The sequence below is a fragment of the Streptomyces sp. NPDC052043 genome (assembly GCF_044548235.1).
GTDB lineage: Bacteria > Actinomycetota > Actinomycetes > Streptomycetales > Streptomycetaceae > Streptomyces.
In genome coordinates this window covers 139,859-156,125 of sequence record NZ_JBIUBT010000009.1, presented here as the reverse complement: position 1 = coordinate 156,125, position 16,267 = coordinate 139,859, and the positions used below count along the sequence as shown (strand labels likewise).

The 16,267-nt window shown below is 72.7% G+C and carries 16 protein-coding genes; 9 read left to right on the top strand and 7 right to left on the bottom strand.

The window, feature by feature from the left end:
* Positions 1-49: 49 nt before the first annotated feature.
* From ACIHCX_RS23065 to ACIHCX_RS23055, 3 genes are all read left to right on the top strand, one after another.
* Positions 50-589, top strand: a complete 540-nt coding sequence (locus ACIHCX_RS23065) for a YbaK/EbsC family protein (protein ID WP_400032334.1) — start codon at positions 50-52, stop codon at positions 587-589.
* Complete coding sequence (locus tag ACIHCX_RS23060; RefSeq protein WP_400032332.1) at positions 586-1,431, top strand: EamA family transporter; 846 nt, start codon at positions 586-588, stop codon at positions 1,429-1,431. The genes ACIHCX_RS23065 and ACIHCX_RS23060 overlap by 4 nt, the downstream gene beginning before the upstream one ends.
* A gap of 92 nt (positions 1,432-1,523) precedes the next feature.
* Complete coding sequence (locus ACIHCX_RS23055; RefSeq protein WP_400032330.1) at positions 1,524-1,799, top strand: DUF1876 domain-containing protein; 276 nt, start codon at positions 1,524-1,526, stop codon at positions 1,797-1,799.
* Positions 1,800-1,841: 42 nt separating this feature from the next.
* On the opposite strand, the gene ACIHCX_RS23050 is transcribed toward ACIHCX_RS23055, so the two are convergent.
* The 4 genes from ACIHCX_RS23050 to ACIHCX_RS23035 all read right to left on the bottom strand — a co-directional run bounded on the left by ACIHCX_RS23050 (position 1,842) and on the right by ACIHCX_RS23035 (position 5,752).
* A complete protein-coding gene (locus tag ACIHCX_RS23050; protein WP_400032328.1) occupies positions 1,842-3,029 on the bottom strand; it encodes a serine hydrolase domain-containing protein in 1,188 nt (395 codons plus the stop codon).
* A 158-nt stretch (positions 3,030-3,187) separates the two neighbouring features.
* Positions 3,188-3,946, bottom strand: a complete 759-nt coding sequence (locus ACIHCX_RS23045; protein ID WP_400032326.1) for an energy-coupling factor ABC transporter ATP-binding protein — start codon at positions 3,944-3,946, stop codon at positions 3,188-3,190.
* A complete protein-coding gene (gene cbiQ / locus ACIHCX_RS23040; protein ID WP_400032324.1) occupies positions 3,934-4,695 on the bottom strand; it encodes a cobalt ECF transporter T component CbiQ in 762 nt (253 codons plus the stop codon). The genes ACIHCX_RS23045 and cbiQ overlap by 13 nt, the downstream gene beginning before the upstream one ends.
* 1 nt (position 4,696) lies before the next feature.
* On the bottom strand, positions 4,697-5,752 hold the full coding sequence (locus ACIHCX_RS23035) for an energy-coupling factor ABC transporter permease (protein WP_400032322.1): 1,056 nt from the start codon (positions 5,750-5,752) through the stop codon (positions 4,697-4,699).
* A 166-nt stretch (positions 5,753-5,918) separates the two neighbouring features.
* On the opposite strand from ACIHCX_RS23035, the gene ACIHCX_RS23030 reads away from it, so the two are divergent.
* Complete coding sequence (locus ACIHCX_RS23030; RefSeq protein WP_400032320.1) at positions 5,919-6,278, top strand: SsgA family sporulation/cell division regulator; 360 nt, start codon at positions 5,919-5,921, stop codon at positions 6,276-6,278.
* Between the two features lie 143 nt (positions 6,279-6,421).
* Here ACIHCX_RS23030 and ACIHCX_RS23025 read toward each other — a convergent pair whose 3' ends face one another.
* From ACIHCX_RS23025 to ACIHCX_RS23015, 3 genes are all read right to left on the bottom strand, one after another.
* Entirely contained in the window at positions 6,422-8,095 is a 1,674-nt protein-coding gene (locus ACIHCX_RS23025) for a penicillin-binding transpeptidase domain-containing protein (protein WP_400032318.1), read from the bottom strand.
* A gap of 217 nt (positions 8,096-8,312) precedes the next feature.
* The gene (locus ACIHCX_RS23020; RefSeq protein ID WP_400032316.1) at positions 8,313-9,950 is read right to left on the bottom strand and encodes a penicillin-binding transpeptidase domain-containing protein; all 1,638 of its coding nucleotides are present in this window, start codon (positions 9,948-9,950) and stop codon (positions 8,313-8,315) included.
* Positions 9,951-10,056: 106 nt separating this feature from the next.
* Positions 10,057-11,805, bottom strand: coding sequence for a dolichyl-phosphate-mannose--protein mannosyltransferase (locus ACIHCX_RS23015; RefSeq protein ID WP_400032314.1), 1,749 nt, complete (start codon positions 11,803-11,805; stop codon positions 10,057-10,059).
* 122 nt (positions 11,806-11,927) lie between these two features.
* Here ACIHCX_RS23015 and rsmI point away from each other — a divergent pair, with 122 nt between their 5' ends.
* The 5 genes from rsmI to ACIHCX_RS22990 all read left to right on the top strand — a co-directional run bounded on the left by rsmI (position 11,928) and on the right by ACIHCX_RS22990 (position 16,260).
* Entirely contained in the window at positions 11,928-12,776 is an 849-nt protein-coding gene (rsmI, locus tag ACIHCX_RS23010; protein ID WP_400032312.1) for a 16S rRNA (cytidine(1402)-2'-O)-methyltransferase, read from the top strand.
* A 238-nt stretch (positions 12,777-13,014) separates the two neighbouring features.
* Positions 13,015-13,473 (top strand): hypothetical protein, encoded by a 459-nt coding sequence (locus ACIHCX_RS23005; RefSeq protein ID WP_400032310.1) that lies wholly within the window; start codon positions 13,015-13,017, stop codon positions 13,471-13,473.
* A 63-nt stretch (positions 13,474-13,536) separates the two neighbouring features.
* Positions 13,537-14,415: a TatD family hydrolase gene (locus tag ACIHCX_RS23000; protein ID WP_400032308.1), complete on the top strand. Its 879-nt coding sequence runs from the start codon at positions 13,537-13,539 to the stop codon at positions 14,413-14,415.
* 76 nt (positions 14,416-14,491) lie between these two features.
* Positions 14,492-15,370 carry a 16S rRNA (adenine(1518)-N(6)/adenine(1519)-N(6))-dimethyltransferase RsmA gene (rsmA, locus tag ACIHCX_RS22995; protein WP_400032306.1) on the top strand — a complete coding sequence of 293 codons (879 nt, stop codon included), beginning with the start codon at positions 14,492-14,494 and terminating at the stop codon, positions 15,368-15,370.
* Entirely contained in the window at positions 15,367-16,260 is an 894-nt protein-coding gene (locus ACIHCX_RS22990; protein ID WP_400032304.1) for a 4-(cytidine 5'-diphospho)-2-C-methyl-D-erythritol kinase, read from the top strand. Before rsmA ends, ACIHCX_RS22990 begins: the two co-directional genes overlap by 4 nt.
* Positions 16,261-16,267 lie beyond the last annotated feature (7 nt).

The window sequence follows — 16,267 nt, the reverse complement described above, 5'->3', positions numbered from 1 at the left end:
GGTGGGAAATCCTTCGTGACGTGTGTAACCGGCAGCTAGCCTGCCGTTCATGACGACGACATCCGAGTCAGGAGCCCACCCCCGTTTCGCCGACGCCCTGCGCGAGCTGGGGCTCGACGAGCTGATCCCCGAGGTCCGCCGGTTCCCCGAGGCGACGAGGACGGCCGCCGAGGCCGCGGCGGCCATCGGCTGCGAGCTGAGCCAGATCTGCAAGTCGCTCATTTTTGTGGCCTGGGGGTCCCCCCTGCTCGAGCGCAGCCGAGAGCTTGGGGGAGGAGAGCCGGTGCTGGTGCTCATGGACGGTGCCTCGCGGGTGGACGTCGAGCGGGTCCGGGAGGAACTCGGCGCCGAGAAGGTCACGCGGGCCAAGGCGGACGTCGTACGGGAGGCGACCGGGTACGCCATCGGCGGCGTGCCCCCCTTCGGGCACCGGACGAAGACACGCGTGCTCGCCGACCGCTCGCTGCTCGACCACGACGTGATCTGGGCGGCGGCCGGAACCCCGTACACCGTCTTCCCGATGGCACCTGCGGCGCTGGTCGCCCAGGCCGGGGGCACCCTCGTGGACGTGCGCGAGCGCACCTCGTGACGCCGGCGGTCACCGCGGCCGTCCTGCTCGCCGCGGTCACCCACGCCAGCTGGAACGCGATCGCCCACCGGATCACCGACAAACTGACCGGGTTCACGCTCATCGCGGGCGGCGGCCTGCTGATCGGTCTCGCCATGGCGCCGTTCGTCGCGTTCCCGGCCCACGGCGCGTGGCCGTACCTGCTCTTCTCGGCCGCGATCCACGTCGTGTACTACGCCCTGCTGATGACGTCCTTTCGGCTCGGCGACTTCGGGCAGGCCTACCCGATCGCGCGCGGCACCGCCCCGCTGGTCGTCACCGTGCTCGCCGCCGTCTTCGCGCACGAGGTGCCCGACGGTTGGGCGGCCGCGGGCATCGCCGTGTCCTGTGCCGGACTGACCGGTGTCGCCCTGTGGGGCCTGCGCGGACGCCGGCCCGACTGGGCGGCGATCGGGGCCGCCCTGGCGACCGGACTGGCCATCGCGGCGTACACGGTCGTCGACGGGCTCGGGGTGCGGGCCTCCGGCTCGTCCCTCGGGTACATCGCCTGGCTGATGGCGATCCAGGGCGTGGTGATCCCGGCGTACGCGGTGTGGCACTGGCGCGGGCGCACGGTCGGTGCGCTGCGGCCGTACGCGGCGGTGGGGCTGCTCGGGGCGGCGCTGTCCGTGGCGGCGTACGCGCTGGTGCTGTGGGCGCAGACGAAGGCGGAGCTCGCGCCGATCGCCGCGCTGCGGGAGTCGTCGATCATCGTGGGCGCCGCGATCGGCGCCGTGTTCTTCAAGGAGCGCTTCGGGGCGCCGCGCATCGCGGCCGCCGGGCTGCTGGTCGTCGGCATCGGGCTGATGCTGCACACCGGTTAGCCGGGTCGGCCGGTTGGCCGGCGCCTGCTTCTTGGGTGCGCGGGCGGCGCCCCGGGCGCACCCTGGAAGCAGGTGTTCCGGAGGTGACCGTCATGTTGAAGACCACTGTGGGATGGCACGTCGAGCTGGAGTTCCAGGAGGACGGGCAGCACACCAGGGCGGCGGCGCTGGTCCGCTTGCCCGACGGCAGCGAGGTCCGGGCCCACGGCAGGGCCAGCCGCCACCACACCGACTCCGACCAGCCGCGGGTCGGTGAGGAGATCGCCGGCGCGAGGGCCCTGAACGAACTCGCCATGCAGCTTTTGACCAAGGCGCACGGCGAGATCGACCAGGCGACGGGCCGCACGTCGCAGCCCATCCACGTCTGAGCTCCCGCCCGCACGGGCACCGCAGGCGGTGCGCGGAAGACCCTAGGCCAGGGACGTGCGTACCGCGTGGACCAGGGCCTGGGCCCTCGGGTCCGCCGTCACATTGGGGTGGAAGCCGTTGGTGACGTAGGCGAAGGAGACAGCAGCGTCCGGGTCGGCGAAGGCCAGGGCACCGCCGCGGCCGGGGTGGCCGAAGGAGCCGGGGCCGAGCAGGGGGGACGCGGGGCTGTGCAGCATGTGGCCGAGGCCGAAGCGTGTGGGCGCGACCAGCACGCGGTCGGGCCCGGCGGAGTGCTCCGTGCGGGCCAGCTCCATGGTCTGCGGGGTGAACAGGCGGGTGCCGCCGTCCACGTCGCCGATCAGCGCCGCGTAGAAGCGGGCCAGACCGTCGGCCGTGGCGATGCCGTTGGACGCGGGCAGGACCGCCGCGCGGTAGGCGGGGTCGTTCTCGTCGGGCAGCGGCGTGATCACCGCGAACGCCCGCCGGGTCAGCGACTCCGGGTCCGCGTACGCCTCGGCCACGGACCGCTTGGGGCGGATGCGCAGGCCCGTCGCGGAGCGCGGGGGCTCCACCTGGCCCACCCGGCCCACCCGCCCGGCCTCGCCCGCCGGCAGCCCCACCCACAGGTCGGCCCCCACCGGGCCGGCCACCTCGCGCGCGATCCACTCGCCGATCGTCCGGCCCGTGACCCGCCGCACCAGCTCGCCGGTCAGCCAGCCGTACGTCTGCGCGTGGTAGCCGTGGTCCGTGCCCGGCTCCCAGACCGGCGCCTGCGCGGCGACCGCCTCGGCGCCCAGCACCGGGTCGACGGCCTGCTCCGGTGTCAGTGGCCGGTCGAGGACGGGGACGCCCGCGCGATGGGCCAGTAGGTCGCGGACCCGGGTCCGCTCCTTGCCCGCCGCCTTGTACTCGGGCCAGTAGGCCCCCGCCGGAGCGTCCAGGTCCAGCTCCCCGCGCTGGTGCAGCAGCAGGAGGACCGCGGCGGCGACTCCCTTGGTCGCCGAGCGCACGATCTGCGCGGTGCCGCGCTCCCAGGGCGCCGAGTCCGCCGTGCCGTCGATGCCGTCGGTGCCGTTGACGTCTCGCGTTCCCGCCCACAGGTCCACGACCCTGTGCCCGTCCCGGTACACGGCCACCGCCGCGCCCCGCTCGCCCCGCAGCGCGAAGTTCGCCGCGAACGCCTCCCTGACCGGCTCGAAGCCCTCGGCCACTGTGCCGTGCACGTCCACGTCCGCCACTCCTTCCGCTCTTCGCCTGCGACAGTGGGTGCAACCGGCAGCCCCCGCCTGCGATTCCTGGGAGTGGTCAGGTCGGCACGATCGTTACATCGACGTTGCCCACGCGTCCGCCCGTCCCGACGCGTCACACGTCCGCTCGTCCCGACGCGTCACGCGCCCATCGTCACGGACCGCGGGTCGAAGCCGAAGGGCAGCTCCAGGCGGTGGGCACGCATCAGCGCGTCGTCGGCGAGCAGCTCGCCGGTCGGGCCGTCCGCCGCGATCACGCCGTCGCTCAGGACGAGCGAGCGCGGGCACAACTCCAGCGCGTACGGCAGGTCGTGGGTGACCATGAGCACCGTCACGTCCAACGAGCGCAGGATGTCGGCCAGTTCGCGGCGTGAGGCGGGGTCCAGGTTGGACGAGGGCTCGTCCAGGACCAGGATCTCCGGCTCCATGGCGAGGACGGTCGCCACCGCGACCCGGCGGCGCTGTCCGAAGGAGAGGTGGTGCGGCGGGCGGTCGGCGAAGTCCCCCATGCCGACCTGCTCCAGGGCCGTGGCGACCCGCGCCTCCAGCTCCGGCCCCTTCATCCCGGCCGCCGCCGGCCCGAAGGCCACGTCCTCCCGCACGGTCGGCATGAACAACTGGTCGTCCGGGTCCTGGAAGACGATGCCGACCTTCTGCCGGATCTCGGCCATGTGCCTTTTGCCGACCGGCAGCCCGGCGACCGTCACCGTCCCGGCACCCCCGCTCAGGATGCCGTTCAGATGCAGCACGAGGGTGGTCTTCCCGGCACCGTTGGGACCGAGCAGGGCGACCCGTTCACCGCGCCCGATGCTGAAGTCGACGCCGAACAGGGCCTGGTGGCCGTCGGGGTAGGCGAAGGCGAGGCCGGAGACCTCCAGAGAAGCAGTCACAGCACCCATCCCAGCAGACAGACGGCGAGCGCGGCGCAGGGGAGGGTCAGGGCGTACGACCACTGCGCCCGGGAGGCGGTCACCTCGTCGATGACCGGCATGGAACCGGCGTAGCCCCGGCTCACCATGGCCAGGTGCACCCGCTCCCCGCGCTCGTAGGAGCGGATGAACAGCGCGCCCGCGGACTTGGCGAGCACGCCCCAGTGCCGGATCCCGCGCGCCTCGAACCCGCGTGACTCGCGGGCGATCCGCATCCGCCGCATCTCGTCGGTGATGACGTCGCCGTAGCGGATCATGAAGGACGCGATCTGCACCAGCAGCGGCGGCAGCTTCAGGCGTTGCAGGCCCAGCAGCAGCTCGCGCAGTTCCGTCGTGCTCGCCAGCAGTACGGACGCGGCGACGCCGAGGGTGCCCTTGGCGAGCACGTTCCAGGCGCCCCACAGGCCGTTCACGCTCAGGGACATCCCGAGGACGTCCACCCGCTCGCCCTGGGCCACGAACGGCATGAGCACCGCGAACGCGACGAACGGGACCTCGATCAGCAGCCGCTTGAGCAGGAAGCCGGCGGGCACGCGGGCCGCGGAGGCGACGCCGGCGAGCAGCACGGCGTACACGGCGAACGCCCACATCGCCTCCCGCGGGGTCGACACCACGACCACGACGAAGGCGAAGGTCGCGGCCAGCTTGGTGTGCGGGGGCAGCGCGTGCACAGCGGAGTACCCGTGCCGGTACAGCCGATGCGCGTGGCCCGCCCCCACGTCAAGCGGCCTGGGAGGAGGGAGCGGACGGCTCGGCGACCGTACGCCGCTTGCGGAGCACCCAGAAGACCGTGCTGCCCGCGACGATGGTCGCGCCGACACCGATCACGCCCGCGAGCCCACCGGACAGCCGGGCGTCGGCGATGTCCTTCACGCCGTAGTCGGCGAGCGGGGAGTCGGCGGCGGCGTGCGCCTCCTCCTTCTTGTCGATGCCCTGGTCGTGGGCGATCTTCTCCAGACCGTCGGGGCTGGCCGAGGCGTAGAAGCTGACGAACCCGGCGAGGACCAGGGAGGCGACCAGGCCGGTGGCCCACAGCTTGCGGTGGGGCCGGGCGGGGGTGGGCACGGGCGCCGGCTCGGCCGCGGGGGCGTCGACGAGTTCGCCGTTCACCCGCAGCTTCAGGCGCTGCTCCAGGCCGCGCGCGCCGTACACCAGGTCGGGGCGTACGGCGATGACGGCGCCGACGGTCAGCGCGGTGATCGCGGCCTCGCCGATGCCGATGAGGACGTGCACGCCGATCATGGCGGTGGCGACCTTGCCGATCGCCACGTCGGTGGTGCCGCCGACCGCGTAGATCAGCGTGAAGGCGACCGCGGCGGCCGGGACGGAGATCAGCGCGGCGGCGAAGGAGGCCGCGGTGACCGAGCTGCGGCGCCGCGGCAGCACCTTCACCAGTCCGCGGAAGACGGCGTAGGCGACCACCGTGGTGACGATCGCCATGTCGGTGATGTTGACGCCGAGCGCGGTCAGGCCGCCGTCGGCGAAGAGGATGCCCTGCATGAGCAGGACCACGCTGACGCACAGGACCCCGGTGAAGGGGCCCACGAGTATCGCGGCCAGTGCCCCGCCGAGGAGGTGGCCGCTGGTGCCGGCCGCGACGGGGAAGTTCAGCATCTGCACGGCGAAGATGAACGCCGCGACGAGACCGGCCAGCGGCGCGGTCCGTTCGTCGAGTTCCCGGCGGGCACCGCGCAGGCTCACGGCGACGGCGCCGGCGGCGACGACGCCGGTGGCTAGGGAGGTGGGCGCGTTGATGAATCCGTCAGGCACATGCACCGTTCGATGATAGAGGCTTGTTGCGAACCTCTTGCAAGAGCGACGGCGTCGTGGATGCGCACTGTTTCCGGGATGTTCAAGAAGCGGAATCCGGAAAATGTGCGACATTGGAGAGAAAGCGGATGCGTAACCCCCGCATAGGTCACACAGCGTAAGGGGTCGTCCGATGTCGGTAGTCGAACAGCACGCACGAGCCCACATCCTCACGGACGACGTCCCCGACGACGTCGGGGCCGTCCCGGTGGTCCTGCACTACGACTCCCTCCAGGATCCGCGCGCCGTGCGGGTCGACCTGCCCGGCGCGCACGAGTGGACCTTCCCCCGGTCGCTGCTCGAACAGGGGCTGAGCGCCCCGGCCGGCAGCGGCGACGTGCGGGTGTGGCCCTGCGGGCGGGTGCAGGCCGTGATCGAGTTCCACTCCGCGGGCGGTGTCTCGGTGGTGCAGCTCGAGACGAAGACGGTGGTCAGGTTCCTGCGGCGGACCTACCGGGCGACGGCGTCGCCGGAGCCCGTCGTCCACCGGTGACGCCGCGCGTGACGCCGCCGGGGGCGTGGGTCCGCCGGTGACGCCGGCCGCCGGAGAGGCGCCCGGCGGCCGTCAGGTCTGTGCACTGCGGCTGCCAACCCCCCTGTGCCTGGCGGCCGTCGACTCCTGTGCCCTGCGGCGGTTCAGCTTCCCGCCTTCAGCAGGGACGCCACGATCGGGCCGGCCGTGTCGCCGCCGTGGCCGCCCGCCTGGACGACGCCCGCGGCCGCGAGGTCGCCGCGGTAGGCGGTGAACCAGCCGTTGGCCTTCTTCTGGTTGTCGACCTCGGCGGAGCCCGTCTTCGCGCCGTAGTCCGGGCCGAGACCCGCCATGGCCTCGGCGGCCGTGCCGTACGCGGCGGTGTACTGCATCACCTCGCGCAGCTGGGACAGGGTGGACGCGGACATCGCCCGGGAGGCCGTGGCCAGCGTGCGGTGGTCGACGGACGGGGAGACCAGGTACGGCTGGTGGAAGACGCCCGCCTTCACCGTCGAGGCCACCGACGCCATGTTCAGCGGGTTCATGCGGACCCCGCCCTGCCCGATGAGCGAGGCGCCCATCGGGGCCGCCGTCTGCACCGGGACCGCGCCGTCGAAGGACGACACGCCGATGGCCCAGTTGTCCAACCCCAGGCCGAACACCTGCTGGGCCTGCTGGGTCAGGTCGGAGTCCTTCAGCTTCCCCGCCTGGCTGATGAAGGCCGTGTTGCAGGAGCGGGCGAAGCTCGCCTTGAACGTGCCGCCCTTGATCTCGAACTTCTTGTCGTTCTGGAACTTCCAGCCGCCGTAGGTGAAGGTCTTCGGGCAGGGGTGCGGTTTGTTCGCCGAGGCCAGGTTCTTCTCGAAGAGCAGCGACGAGGTGATGATCTTCATCGTGGAGCCGGGGGCGAGGGAACCCTGGAAGGCGGTGTTGAAGCCGTGGTTGGTGTTCGCCACCGCGAGGATCTCGCCGGTCGACGGGCGCATCACGACCACCGAGGCCCGCGCGGTCTTCGCCACCTCCTTCTCCGCCGCCGCCTGGAGGGAGGGGCTCAGCGTCGTCCTCACCGTGCCCGGCGTGCCCTTGCTCAGCTCGACGAGCGTCTTGTCGGACAGCTCGGCCTTCTTCGACTCCTTGCCGCGGACCACGCGCAGCTCCACGCCCGCGCTGCCGCCCGACGTCGTGCCGTACTTCTCGCGCAGCCCGTCCAGGACCGGGCCCAGCGACGGGTACCGGGCGGTGGTCATCTCGCCGCCGTCCCGGTCCAGCGCCTTGACCGGCGGGGCGCCGGCCTCGCCGGTGACGAGGGTGTCGCCGTCCTTCAGTTCGGGGTGGACGACGGAGGCGTGCCAGTCGACGACCGGTTCGCCGTCCGTGGCGCCCCGGACGACGGTCAGCGCGCTGTCGTACGCCAGCGGCTTGGTCAGGCCCTTGTACGACACCGTGGCCTTCACGGAGAACGGCACCTTGGCGCCGGTGGCGGTGCCCGCGGTCAGGGTGACGTCCTTCAGACGCGCGTCCTTGGTGTAGCCGGTCAGCAGGGTGGTGGCCGCGGTGGTGTCGTTGGTCGCGGCGGCCGCCTCGGCGGGCTTGCCCTGCTGCCAGGCCGTCAGGAAAGCCTTGGCCGCGGTCTGCACCTCGGCCGCCGACAGCGGGCCGGTCTTCTTCGCCTCGCTGTAGCCGGCCGACTTCTGCGCCCGGTCGTCGGCCGCCGCGCCGCCACCGCCGTACAGCGTGTAGACGCCGATGCCGGCACCGGCGACGACCACGGCGATCGCCCCGCCGACCACGGCCGGAGTCGTCTTTCGTCGCTCGGCGACACGTCTTCTCTTGCCCACTGCCTTCGGTCCTCCGCCCATCCCCCGGGGCCCCCGTTGCCCCACTGCCCCCACGTTCCTCAATGACGGCCCCACCCTAGGGCCTCCCGCACGAACCCGTCCGCGGACCGGGTTCCGTCCCACCTCGGGGGCCGGACGCGAAGGACGGCCGGTGTGTCCAAAACCGTTCGGGGCGTGCCGGTGTGCGGGCTCTCTCCCGCTCACCGGCCAGGAACGGTCAGCTCGCCGTGCGCAGGACCGCTGCCACGATCGGGCCCGCCGCGTCGCCGCCGTGGCCGCCCTCCTGGGTCATGGCGGCGGCCGCCATGTCGTTGTGGTAGCCGGTGAACCAGCTGTTGGACTTGGCCTGGCCGTCGACCTCGGCGGAGCCGGTCTTCGCGCCGATGCTGCCACCGAGCCCGGACATCGCCGGGGCAGCGGTGCCGCTGACGGCGGTGCGGTTCATCATCTGCCGCAGCTGGGTGACCGTGTCCGTCGACAGGCCCCGGGCCTGGGCGAGCGGGCGGCCGTCGAGCTTGGCGGACACGATGACGGGCTGGCGGAAGACACCGGTCATCGCGGTCGCCGTCACCGACGCCATGTTCAGCGGGCTCATCTGCACCTGGCCCTGCCCGATCAGGTTGGCGGCCGTGTCCGGGCCGCCGGAGGCGGGGACGGAGCCGTCGAAGGACTGTATACCGACCTTCCAGTTGTCCCGGCCGAGCCCGAAGCGCTCCTCGGCCTCCCTGGTCAGGGAGTCCACCTTGACCTCGTCCGCGTACTTCACGAACGCCGTGTTGCAGGACCGGGCGAAGCTCTCCGAGAGGGTGGCCTGCTCGTTGGGCGCCATGTTCTTCAGGTTGTGGAAGGTCTGGCTCTGCCACACCGCCTCGTTGGGGCAGGGCGCGGGGCCGGAGGCCTTCGTGATCCCGTTGTCGATGAGGGTGGCCGCGCTGATGATCTTCATGGTGGAGCCGGGCGCGAGCCGGCCGAGGAACGCCGCGTTGAAGGCGTCGGCCCGGTGGTTGGCGACCGCGAGCACCTCGCCGGTGGACGGCTTCACGGCGACCACGGACGACTCGGCGTACTGCCGCACGGCCTGCTCGGCCGCCGCCTGCGCACGCGCGCTGAGGGTGGTGTGCAGCTTGCCCGGCCGGCCCTTGGCGAGGGTGACCAGCGGGGTGTCGGCGGCGCCGGAGTCCTCGTGCCGGATGCTCAGCTCGACCGCCGCCTCGCCGCCCGCCGTGTCCCCGTACTTGGCCCGCAGCTCGTCCAGGATCGGCCCGAGCGAGGGGTACTTCTCCTTGGTCAGCACGACGCCGTCGCGGTCGACGGCCTCGATCGGCGGGGACACCGACCCCCCGGTGACGAGGGTGTCGCCCTTGACCAGGTCGGGGTGGACGACCGAGGGCTGCCAGTCGACCAGCGGCTGGTGGGTGGACACGCCCCGCACGATGCTCAGGCGGCTGTCGTAGGCCAGCGGCTTGGACTTCCCGTCGTACGACACGGTGGCCTTGACCGAGAAGGGCACGGTGGCCCCGGAGGCTGCCTTGGGCGTGATCTTCACCTCGGTGATGTGCGCGTCGTGACCGTAGGCCGTGAGCAACTGCTCGGCCGCCTCGGGGAAGTCCGTGTACGAAGCGGCCTCTGCCGCCTCGTTCTTCTCCCAGGCCGCGAAGAACTTCGCCGAGGTCTCCTTCACCTCGTCCCGGCTCGGCGGCCCGGTCCGCACGGGCGCCGGCCCGCTGCCGGCGACCGTGTGGGTGTTGGCGTTCCCGCTCAGCGCGGACACGAAGTTGTACGCCCCGTACCCCGCCCCGCCCACCAACGCGGCGAACACCCCGCCGACGACAGCGATCTTGGTCCCCTTGCGCATGAAAGCGCCCCCTCCCCGTTCGTGAACCCACCGCACTGTAAGTGGCAGAAGGGGAAAATGTGCGTGCTGTTTTCCGATGTTGTCCGAACAGAGATCAGCGGGCTGATCAGACCCAGGTATCCAGCCACATACGCGAACGCCATGAATCGATGGGAATTGCGGTGCCCGTGTAGAGCGGCCAGAAATAGACGAAGTTGCAGATGATCAGCAGGACCAGGGCGCCCGCGCCGATCGCGCCCGCGCCGCGGCGGGTCTCCGAGGAGCCGGGCGGACCCACGATCGCGCCGATCAGCATCGCCACCGCCAGGCAGAGGAAGGGCAGGAAGACGACGGCGTAGAAGAAGAAGATCGTGCGCTCCTGGTAAAGGAACCAGGGCAGGTAGCCGGCGGCGGCGCCGCAGGCGATGGCGCCCGCGCGCCAGTCGCGGCGGAAGAACCAGCGCCACAGCACGTACACCAGCGCGGCGCAGGCCGTCCACCACAGCATCGGCGTGCCGATGGCGAGGACCTCGCGGGCGCACTTGCCGGCGGTGTCCGCGGGGCAGCCCGCGGTGCCGGGGGAGGGCGACTCGTAGAAGTACGACACCGGGCGGCCGTCGACGATCCAGCTCCACGGGTTGGACTGGTAGTTGTGCGGCGAGGACAGGCCGACGTGGAACTTGTAGACCTCGTGCTCGTAGTGCCACAGGCTGCGCAGCCAGTCCGGCAGGAAGGTGAAGCTGCCGCCCTTGCCGTCGGTCGCGGCCCAGTCGCGGAAGTAGCCGCCGCTGCCGTCGGCGGGGGAGCGGATCCAGCCGATCCAGGAGACCAGGTAGACGGCGATCGCGACCGGGACGGTGGCCAGGAACGTGATGCCGGTGTCGCGCTTCAGCACGGCCGTGTACGGGTGCCAGGCGCCGGCCACCTTGCGGGCGCCGACGTCCCACAGCACGGCCATCACGCAGAACGCGGCCAGGATGTACAGGCCGTTCCACTTGGTGGCGAACGCCAGGCCCAGCATGAGGCCCGCCGCCCAGCGCCACGGGCGCAGGCCGAGGCGGGTCGTCTCGGCCGTGTGCGCGTCGGGCCGCACCCGTCCGTCGGCGTCGGCCGGGAGCGCCGCGGCGAGTTTTTCCCGGGTCCGGTCGCGGTCGATCAGCAGGCAGCCGAAGGCGGCCAGCACGAAGAACATCAGCACGCCGTCGAGGAGCGCGGTCCGGCTCATCACGAAGTGCAGGCCGTCCACCGCCATCAGCGCGCCCGCCAGGCAGCCGAGGAAGGTGGAGCGCATCAGACGCCGGCCGATCCGGCACAGCATCAGCACCGACAGCGTGCCGAGCAGGGCCGTCATGAAGCGCCAGCCGAACGGGTCGAACCCGAAGAGCAGCTCGCCGAGGCCGATCACGTACTTGCCGACCGGCGGGTGCACGACATAGGCCGCGTCCGAGGGGATGGGGACGTGCCCGCCGGTCTTGAGGATCAGGTCGTTGGCGTTCTTGTCCCAGTTGACCTCGAAGCCGCGGTGGACCAGCGCCCACGCGTCCTTGGCGTAGTACGTCTCGTCGAATATCACCGCCTTCGGGCTGCCCAGGTTCCAGAACCGCAGCACGCCCGCCACCAGCGTGACCAGCAGCGGACCGCCCCAGCCCGACCAGCGGACGATCCGGTCGGCGAGGGTTCGCGGGACGCCGAGGGCCGCCCACAGGCGCTCACCGGGCCGCGCATACGGCGGCACCAGACGGTCGACGACGCCGACGTCGCCGTTCGCGGGCCCCGCGGAGTAGCCGAAGCGGCGCAGGCGCTGCTGCCACGTCGGCCGCTGGTCGTGCGGGGCCGGGCCCTGTCGGGTGTCCGTGTGGGACGCGGTACTGGTCACCGCGCCATCGTAGGGAACCGTTCTGTGTGAGTCCCGCGCATGGCCGGTACCGGCCGGGACGCGTTCGTCCGTGACGGCACTCGACGCGTTCGTCCGCGACGGCACTTGAGAGGATGGGCCGCGTGACTGGAACCCTTGTTTTGGCGGGCACCCCCATCGGCGATGTCCAGGACGCGCCGCCCCGGCTCGCCGAGGAACTGGCCGGCGCGGACGTGGTCGCCGCCGAGGACACCCGGCGGCTGCGCCGACTCACCCAGGCGCTCGGCGTCACCCCCAGGGGGCGCGTCGTGTCGTACTTCGAGGGCAACGAGTCCGCCCGCACGCCGGAGCTGGTCGAGGAGCTGCTCGGCGGCGCGCGTGTGCTGCTGGTGACCGACGCGGGCATGCCGTCCGTGTCCGATCCGGGCTACCGGCTGGTCGCGGCCGCCGTGGAGCGGGACGTCCGGGTGACGGCCGTACCGGGCCCGTCCGCCGTGCTCACCGCGCTCGCGCTGTCCGGGCTGCCGGTCGACCGGTTCTGCTTCGAGGGGTTCCTGCCGCGCAAGGCGGGCGAGCGGCTGTCCCGGCTGCGGGAGGTCGCACAGGAGCGGCGCACGCTCGTCTACTTCGAGGCCCCGCACCGGCTCGACGACACGCTGGCCGCGATGGCCGAGGTGTTCGGCGCCGAGCGTCGGGCCGCCGTGTGCCGGGAGCTGACCAAGACCTACGAGGAGGTCCGGCGCGGCGGGCTCGGGGAGCTGGCCGCGTGGGCCGCCGAGGGCGTGCGCGGTGAGATCACCGTCGTGGTCGAGGGGGCGCCCGAGAAGGGGCCCGAGGAGATCGGCGCCGAGGAGCTGGTGCGCCGGGTGCGGGTGCGCGAGGAGGCCGGGGAGCGTCGCAAGGAGGCCATCGCGGCGGTCGCGGTCGAGGCCGGGGTGCCCAAGCGTGAGGTGTTCGACGCGGTGGTCGCCGCCAAGCGCGCGGGGGCGTGAGACCTCGCTCACACCCGCTCTGAGCAGGGCGCATCTCTCATGAGCGGCCGCCCCATGGGGCGGCAAAGAGCCGTCCGGGAAGGCAAAGCGACGGCGGCCGTCGGAGGGACCCTTTGGCAAGCGGGACCCAAAACGCCGCCAACACTCCCCAGGCCTTGTGCAGGACGGACGGCGGAGGAGTTCACTGGGTGGCGGGACGGCAACCGTCCCTTTTGTCCAGCGGACACGAGGAGCTGGCATGAGCGACAGCACGTGGCGGGACGGCCGCCGCGGTACGGCCACCGCCGTCGTCAACGAGTCCTACTCCTTCGCCTGCATGCGGTGCGGGCACGGGTGGGAGCAGTCGTACGAGATCGAGCACTACACGGACGGCGACGGCAACCCGTGCGTGCGGTACGTGGCGGAGGGCCGTGTCGTGCCGTCCCCGCTGAGCCGGCCGAACTGCCAGAACTGCGACGGTCACGTCGTCCGGATCATGCGGGCCGGCCGGGTGTCGTCCGCGCAGAGCCATCTGCACCGGCACGAGGAGCCGCGGCACCGTCCGTCGGCACCGGTGGCGGACCGGCTGGAGACGTCCCCGCCGGGGGAGGAGGCGGTGGACCCCGGGCAGGACGCCCACACCGGCCACACCGACGCGGACGGGCACCACTGGCATCTGTCGGACCTGCTGCACCCCTTCCACCGCAAGGCGGGCTGAGGAGCGCCGGCGAACGGCGAACGCGGCGAACGACGAGACCCGCCCTTTCCGTAGGATCGGGGCATGCCATCGAATGCCGACAAGAACGCGGCGCCCCCGCTTCCGGAGCCGCTCCGGATACCGGTCGCCGACTCCCACACCCATCTCGACATGCAGTCGGGCACGGTCGAGGAAGGCCTGGCCAAGGCCGCGTCCGTGGGTGTGACGACCGTCGTCCAGGTGGGCTGCGACCTCGACGGATCGCGGTGGGCCGCCGAGACGGCCGCGGCGTACGACAGCGTCCACGCGACGGTCGCCCTGCACCCGAACGAGGCCCCGCGCATCGTGCACGGCGACCCCGACGGGGGGTCGCGGCAGGGCGCGCGCGAGCCGCTCGGGGACGCCGGGCTGGACGAGGCCCTGGCCGAGATCGACCGGCTGGCCGCGCTGCCCCAGGTCAAGGGCGTCGGCGAGACCGGGCTCGACCACTTCCGCACCGGCCCCGAGGGCAAGGCGGCGCAGGAGCGGTCCTTCCGCGCCCACATCGAGATCGCCAAGCGGCACGGCAAGACCCTCGTCATCCACGACCGGGACGCCCACGCCGACGTCCTGCGCGTCCTCAAGGAGGAGGGCGCCCCCGAGCGGACGGTGTTCCACTGCTACTCGGGCGACGCGGAGATGGCCGAGGTGTGCGCCCGCGCCGGCTACTACATGTCCTTCGCCGGCAACGTCACCTTCAAGAACGCCCAGAACCTGCGGGACGCCCTCGCCGTCGCCCCGCTGGAGCTGGTCCTGGTGGAGACCGACGCGCCCTTCCTGACCCCGGCGCCGTACCGCGGACGACCCAACGCCCCGTACCTCGTCCCGGTCACGGTGCGTGCGATGGCCGCCGTGCGCGGCATCGACGAGGACGCCCTGGCGACGGCGCTGGCGGCCAACACGGCCCGCGCTTTCGACTACTGAGCGCATCCAGGGGCGCTCCGCCGGGTTCTGGGCGGCCGTGGCGATCGCGTCGTCCGCGCCCCCGTACCCTTGTGCCGTGAGCAGCCCCGCCCCCGACGCCCTCCTGGGCCCCGCCGACGTCCGCGAACTGGCGGCCGCGCTCGGCGTACGCCCCACCAAGCAACGCGGCCAGAACTTCGTGATCGACGCGAACACGGTCCGCCGTATCGTCCGCACCGCCGACGTCCACCCCGAGGACGTGGTCGTCGAGGTCGGCCCGGGGCTCGGCTCCCTCACCCTCGCCCTGCTGGAGGCCGCCGACCGGGTCACCGCCGTCGAGATCGACGACGTACTCGCCGCCGCGCTGCCCGCGACCGTCGCCGCCCGCATGCCGGAGCGCGCCGACCGGTTCGCGCTGGTCCACTCCGACGCGATGCACGTCACCGAGCTGCCGGGCCCCGCGCCCACTGCCCTGGTCGCGAACCTCCCCTACAACGTGGCCGTGCCCGTCCTGCTGCACATGCTCGACACCTTCCCGAGCATCGAGCGCACCCTCGTGATGGTGCAGGCGGAGGTCGCCGACCGGCTCGCCGCGGCGCCCGGCTCGAAGGTGTACGGCGTGCCGTCCGTGAAGGCCAACTGGTACGCCGAGGTCAAGCGGGCCGGGGCCATCGGCCGCAACGTCTTCTGGCCCGCGCCGAACGTCGACAGCGGACTGGTGTCCCTGGTCCGGCGCACGGAACCGATCGCGACCACCGCCACCAAGCGCGAGGTCTTCGCGGTCGTCGACGCGGCCTTCGCGCAGCGGCGCAAGACCCTGCGGGCCGCGCTCGCCGGATGGGCCGGGTCGGCCGCGGCGGCGGAGGCGGCCCTGGTCGCCGCCGGGGTCTCCCCGCAGGCGCGGGGCGAGTCCCTGACGGTGGCGGAGTTCGCGCGGATCGCCGAGCACGCCGAACACAAGGAGTCCGGTAAGTGAGCGTCACCGTACGCGTCCCGGCCAAGGTCAACGCCCAGCTCGCGGTCGGCGCCGCCCGCCCCGACGGCTTCCACGACCTGGCGAACGTCTTCCTCGCGGTCGGCCTGTACGACGAGGTCACGGTCACCGAGGCCGACGAGCTGCGGGTGACCTGCGCGGGCCCGGACGCCGGCGAGGTCCCGCTGGACCGTACGAACCTCGCCGCCCGCGCGGCCCTCGCCCTCGCCGAGCGGTACGGCCGCAGCCCCTCCGTGCACCTCCACATCGCCAAGGACATCCCGGTCGCCGGGGGCATGGCGGGCGGCAGCGCGGACGGTGCGGGCGCGCTGGTGGCCTGTGACGCGCTCTGGGGCACGAACGCCTCCCGCGACGAACTCCTCGACATCTGCGCCGAGTTGGGCAGCGATGTGCCGTTCAGTCTGGTGGGCGGGGCGGCGCTGGGCACCGGGCGCGGGGAGAAGCTGCGCCCGCTGGAGGTCGGCGGCACCTTCCACTGGGTGTTCGCGATGGCCGACGGCGGGCTGTCCACGCCTGCGGTGTTCCGCGAGTTCGACCGGCTCGCCGAGGGCACGGACATTCCGGAGCCGGTCGCCTCCGAGGACCTGCTGGCCGCGCTGGAGAAGGGGGACACCGCCGCCCTCGCCGCCGCGCTCTCCAACGACCTCCAGCCCGCGGCGCTCTCCCTGCGCCCGTCCCTCGCGGACACCCTCGCGGCGGGCCGCGCGGCGGGGGCTCTGGCGGGCCTGGTCTCGGGGTCGGGGCCGACGACGGCGTTCCTCGTGGCGGACGCGGAGTCGGCGTCCGCGGTGGCCGAGGCGCTGCGGGCGTCAGGGACATGCCGTTCGGTGCGTACGGCGTCGGCGCCCGCGCCGGGTGTGACGGTGCTTTGACGGGGCC

What these genes read in the sequence shown, in the direction of transcription:
- ACIHCX_RS23055 (WP_400032330.1), top strand. Translation starts at nt 1,524, where the DNA reads ATGTTGAAGACCACTGTGGGATGGCACGTCGAGCTGGAGTTCCAGGAG.
- ACIHCX_RS23000 (WP_400032308.1), top strand. Translation starts at nt 13,537, where the DNA reads ATGCCATCGAATGCCGACAAGAACGCGGCGCCCCCGCTTCCGGAGCCG.
- ACIHCX_RS23020 (WP_400032316.1), bottom strand. Translation starts at nt 9,950, where the DNA reads ATGCGCAAGGGGACCAAGATCGCTGTCGTCGGCGGGGTGTTCGCCGCG.
- ACIHCX_RS23030 (WP_400032320.1), top strand. Translation starts at nt 5,919, where the DNA reads ATGTCGGTAGTCGAACAGCACGCACGAGCCCACATCCTCACGGACGAC.
- ACIHCX_RS23045 (WP_400032326.1), bottom strand. Translation starts at nt 3,946, where the DNA reads ATGGGTGCTGTGACTGCTTCTCTGGAGGTCTCCGGCCTCGCCTTCGCC.
- ACIHCX_RS23065 (WP_400032334.1), top strand. Translation starts at nt 50, where the DNA reads ATGACGACGACATCCGAGTCAGGAGCCCACCCCCGTTTCGCCGACGCC.
- ACIHCX_RS23005 (WP_400032310.1), top strand. Translation starts at nt 13,015, where the DNA reads ATGAGCGACAGCACGTGGCGGGACGGCCGCCGCGGTACGGCCACCGCC.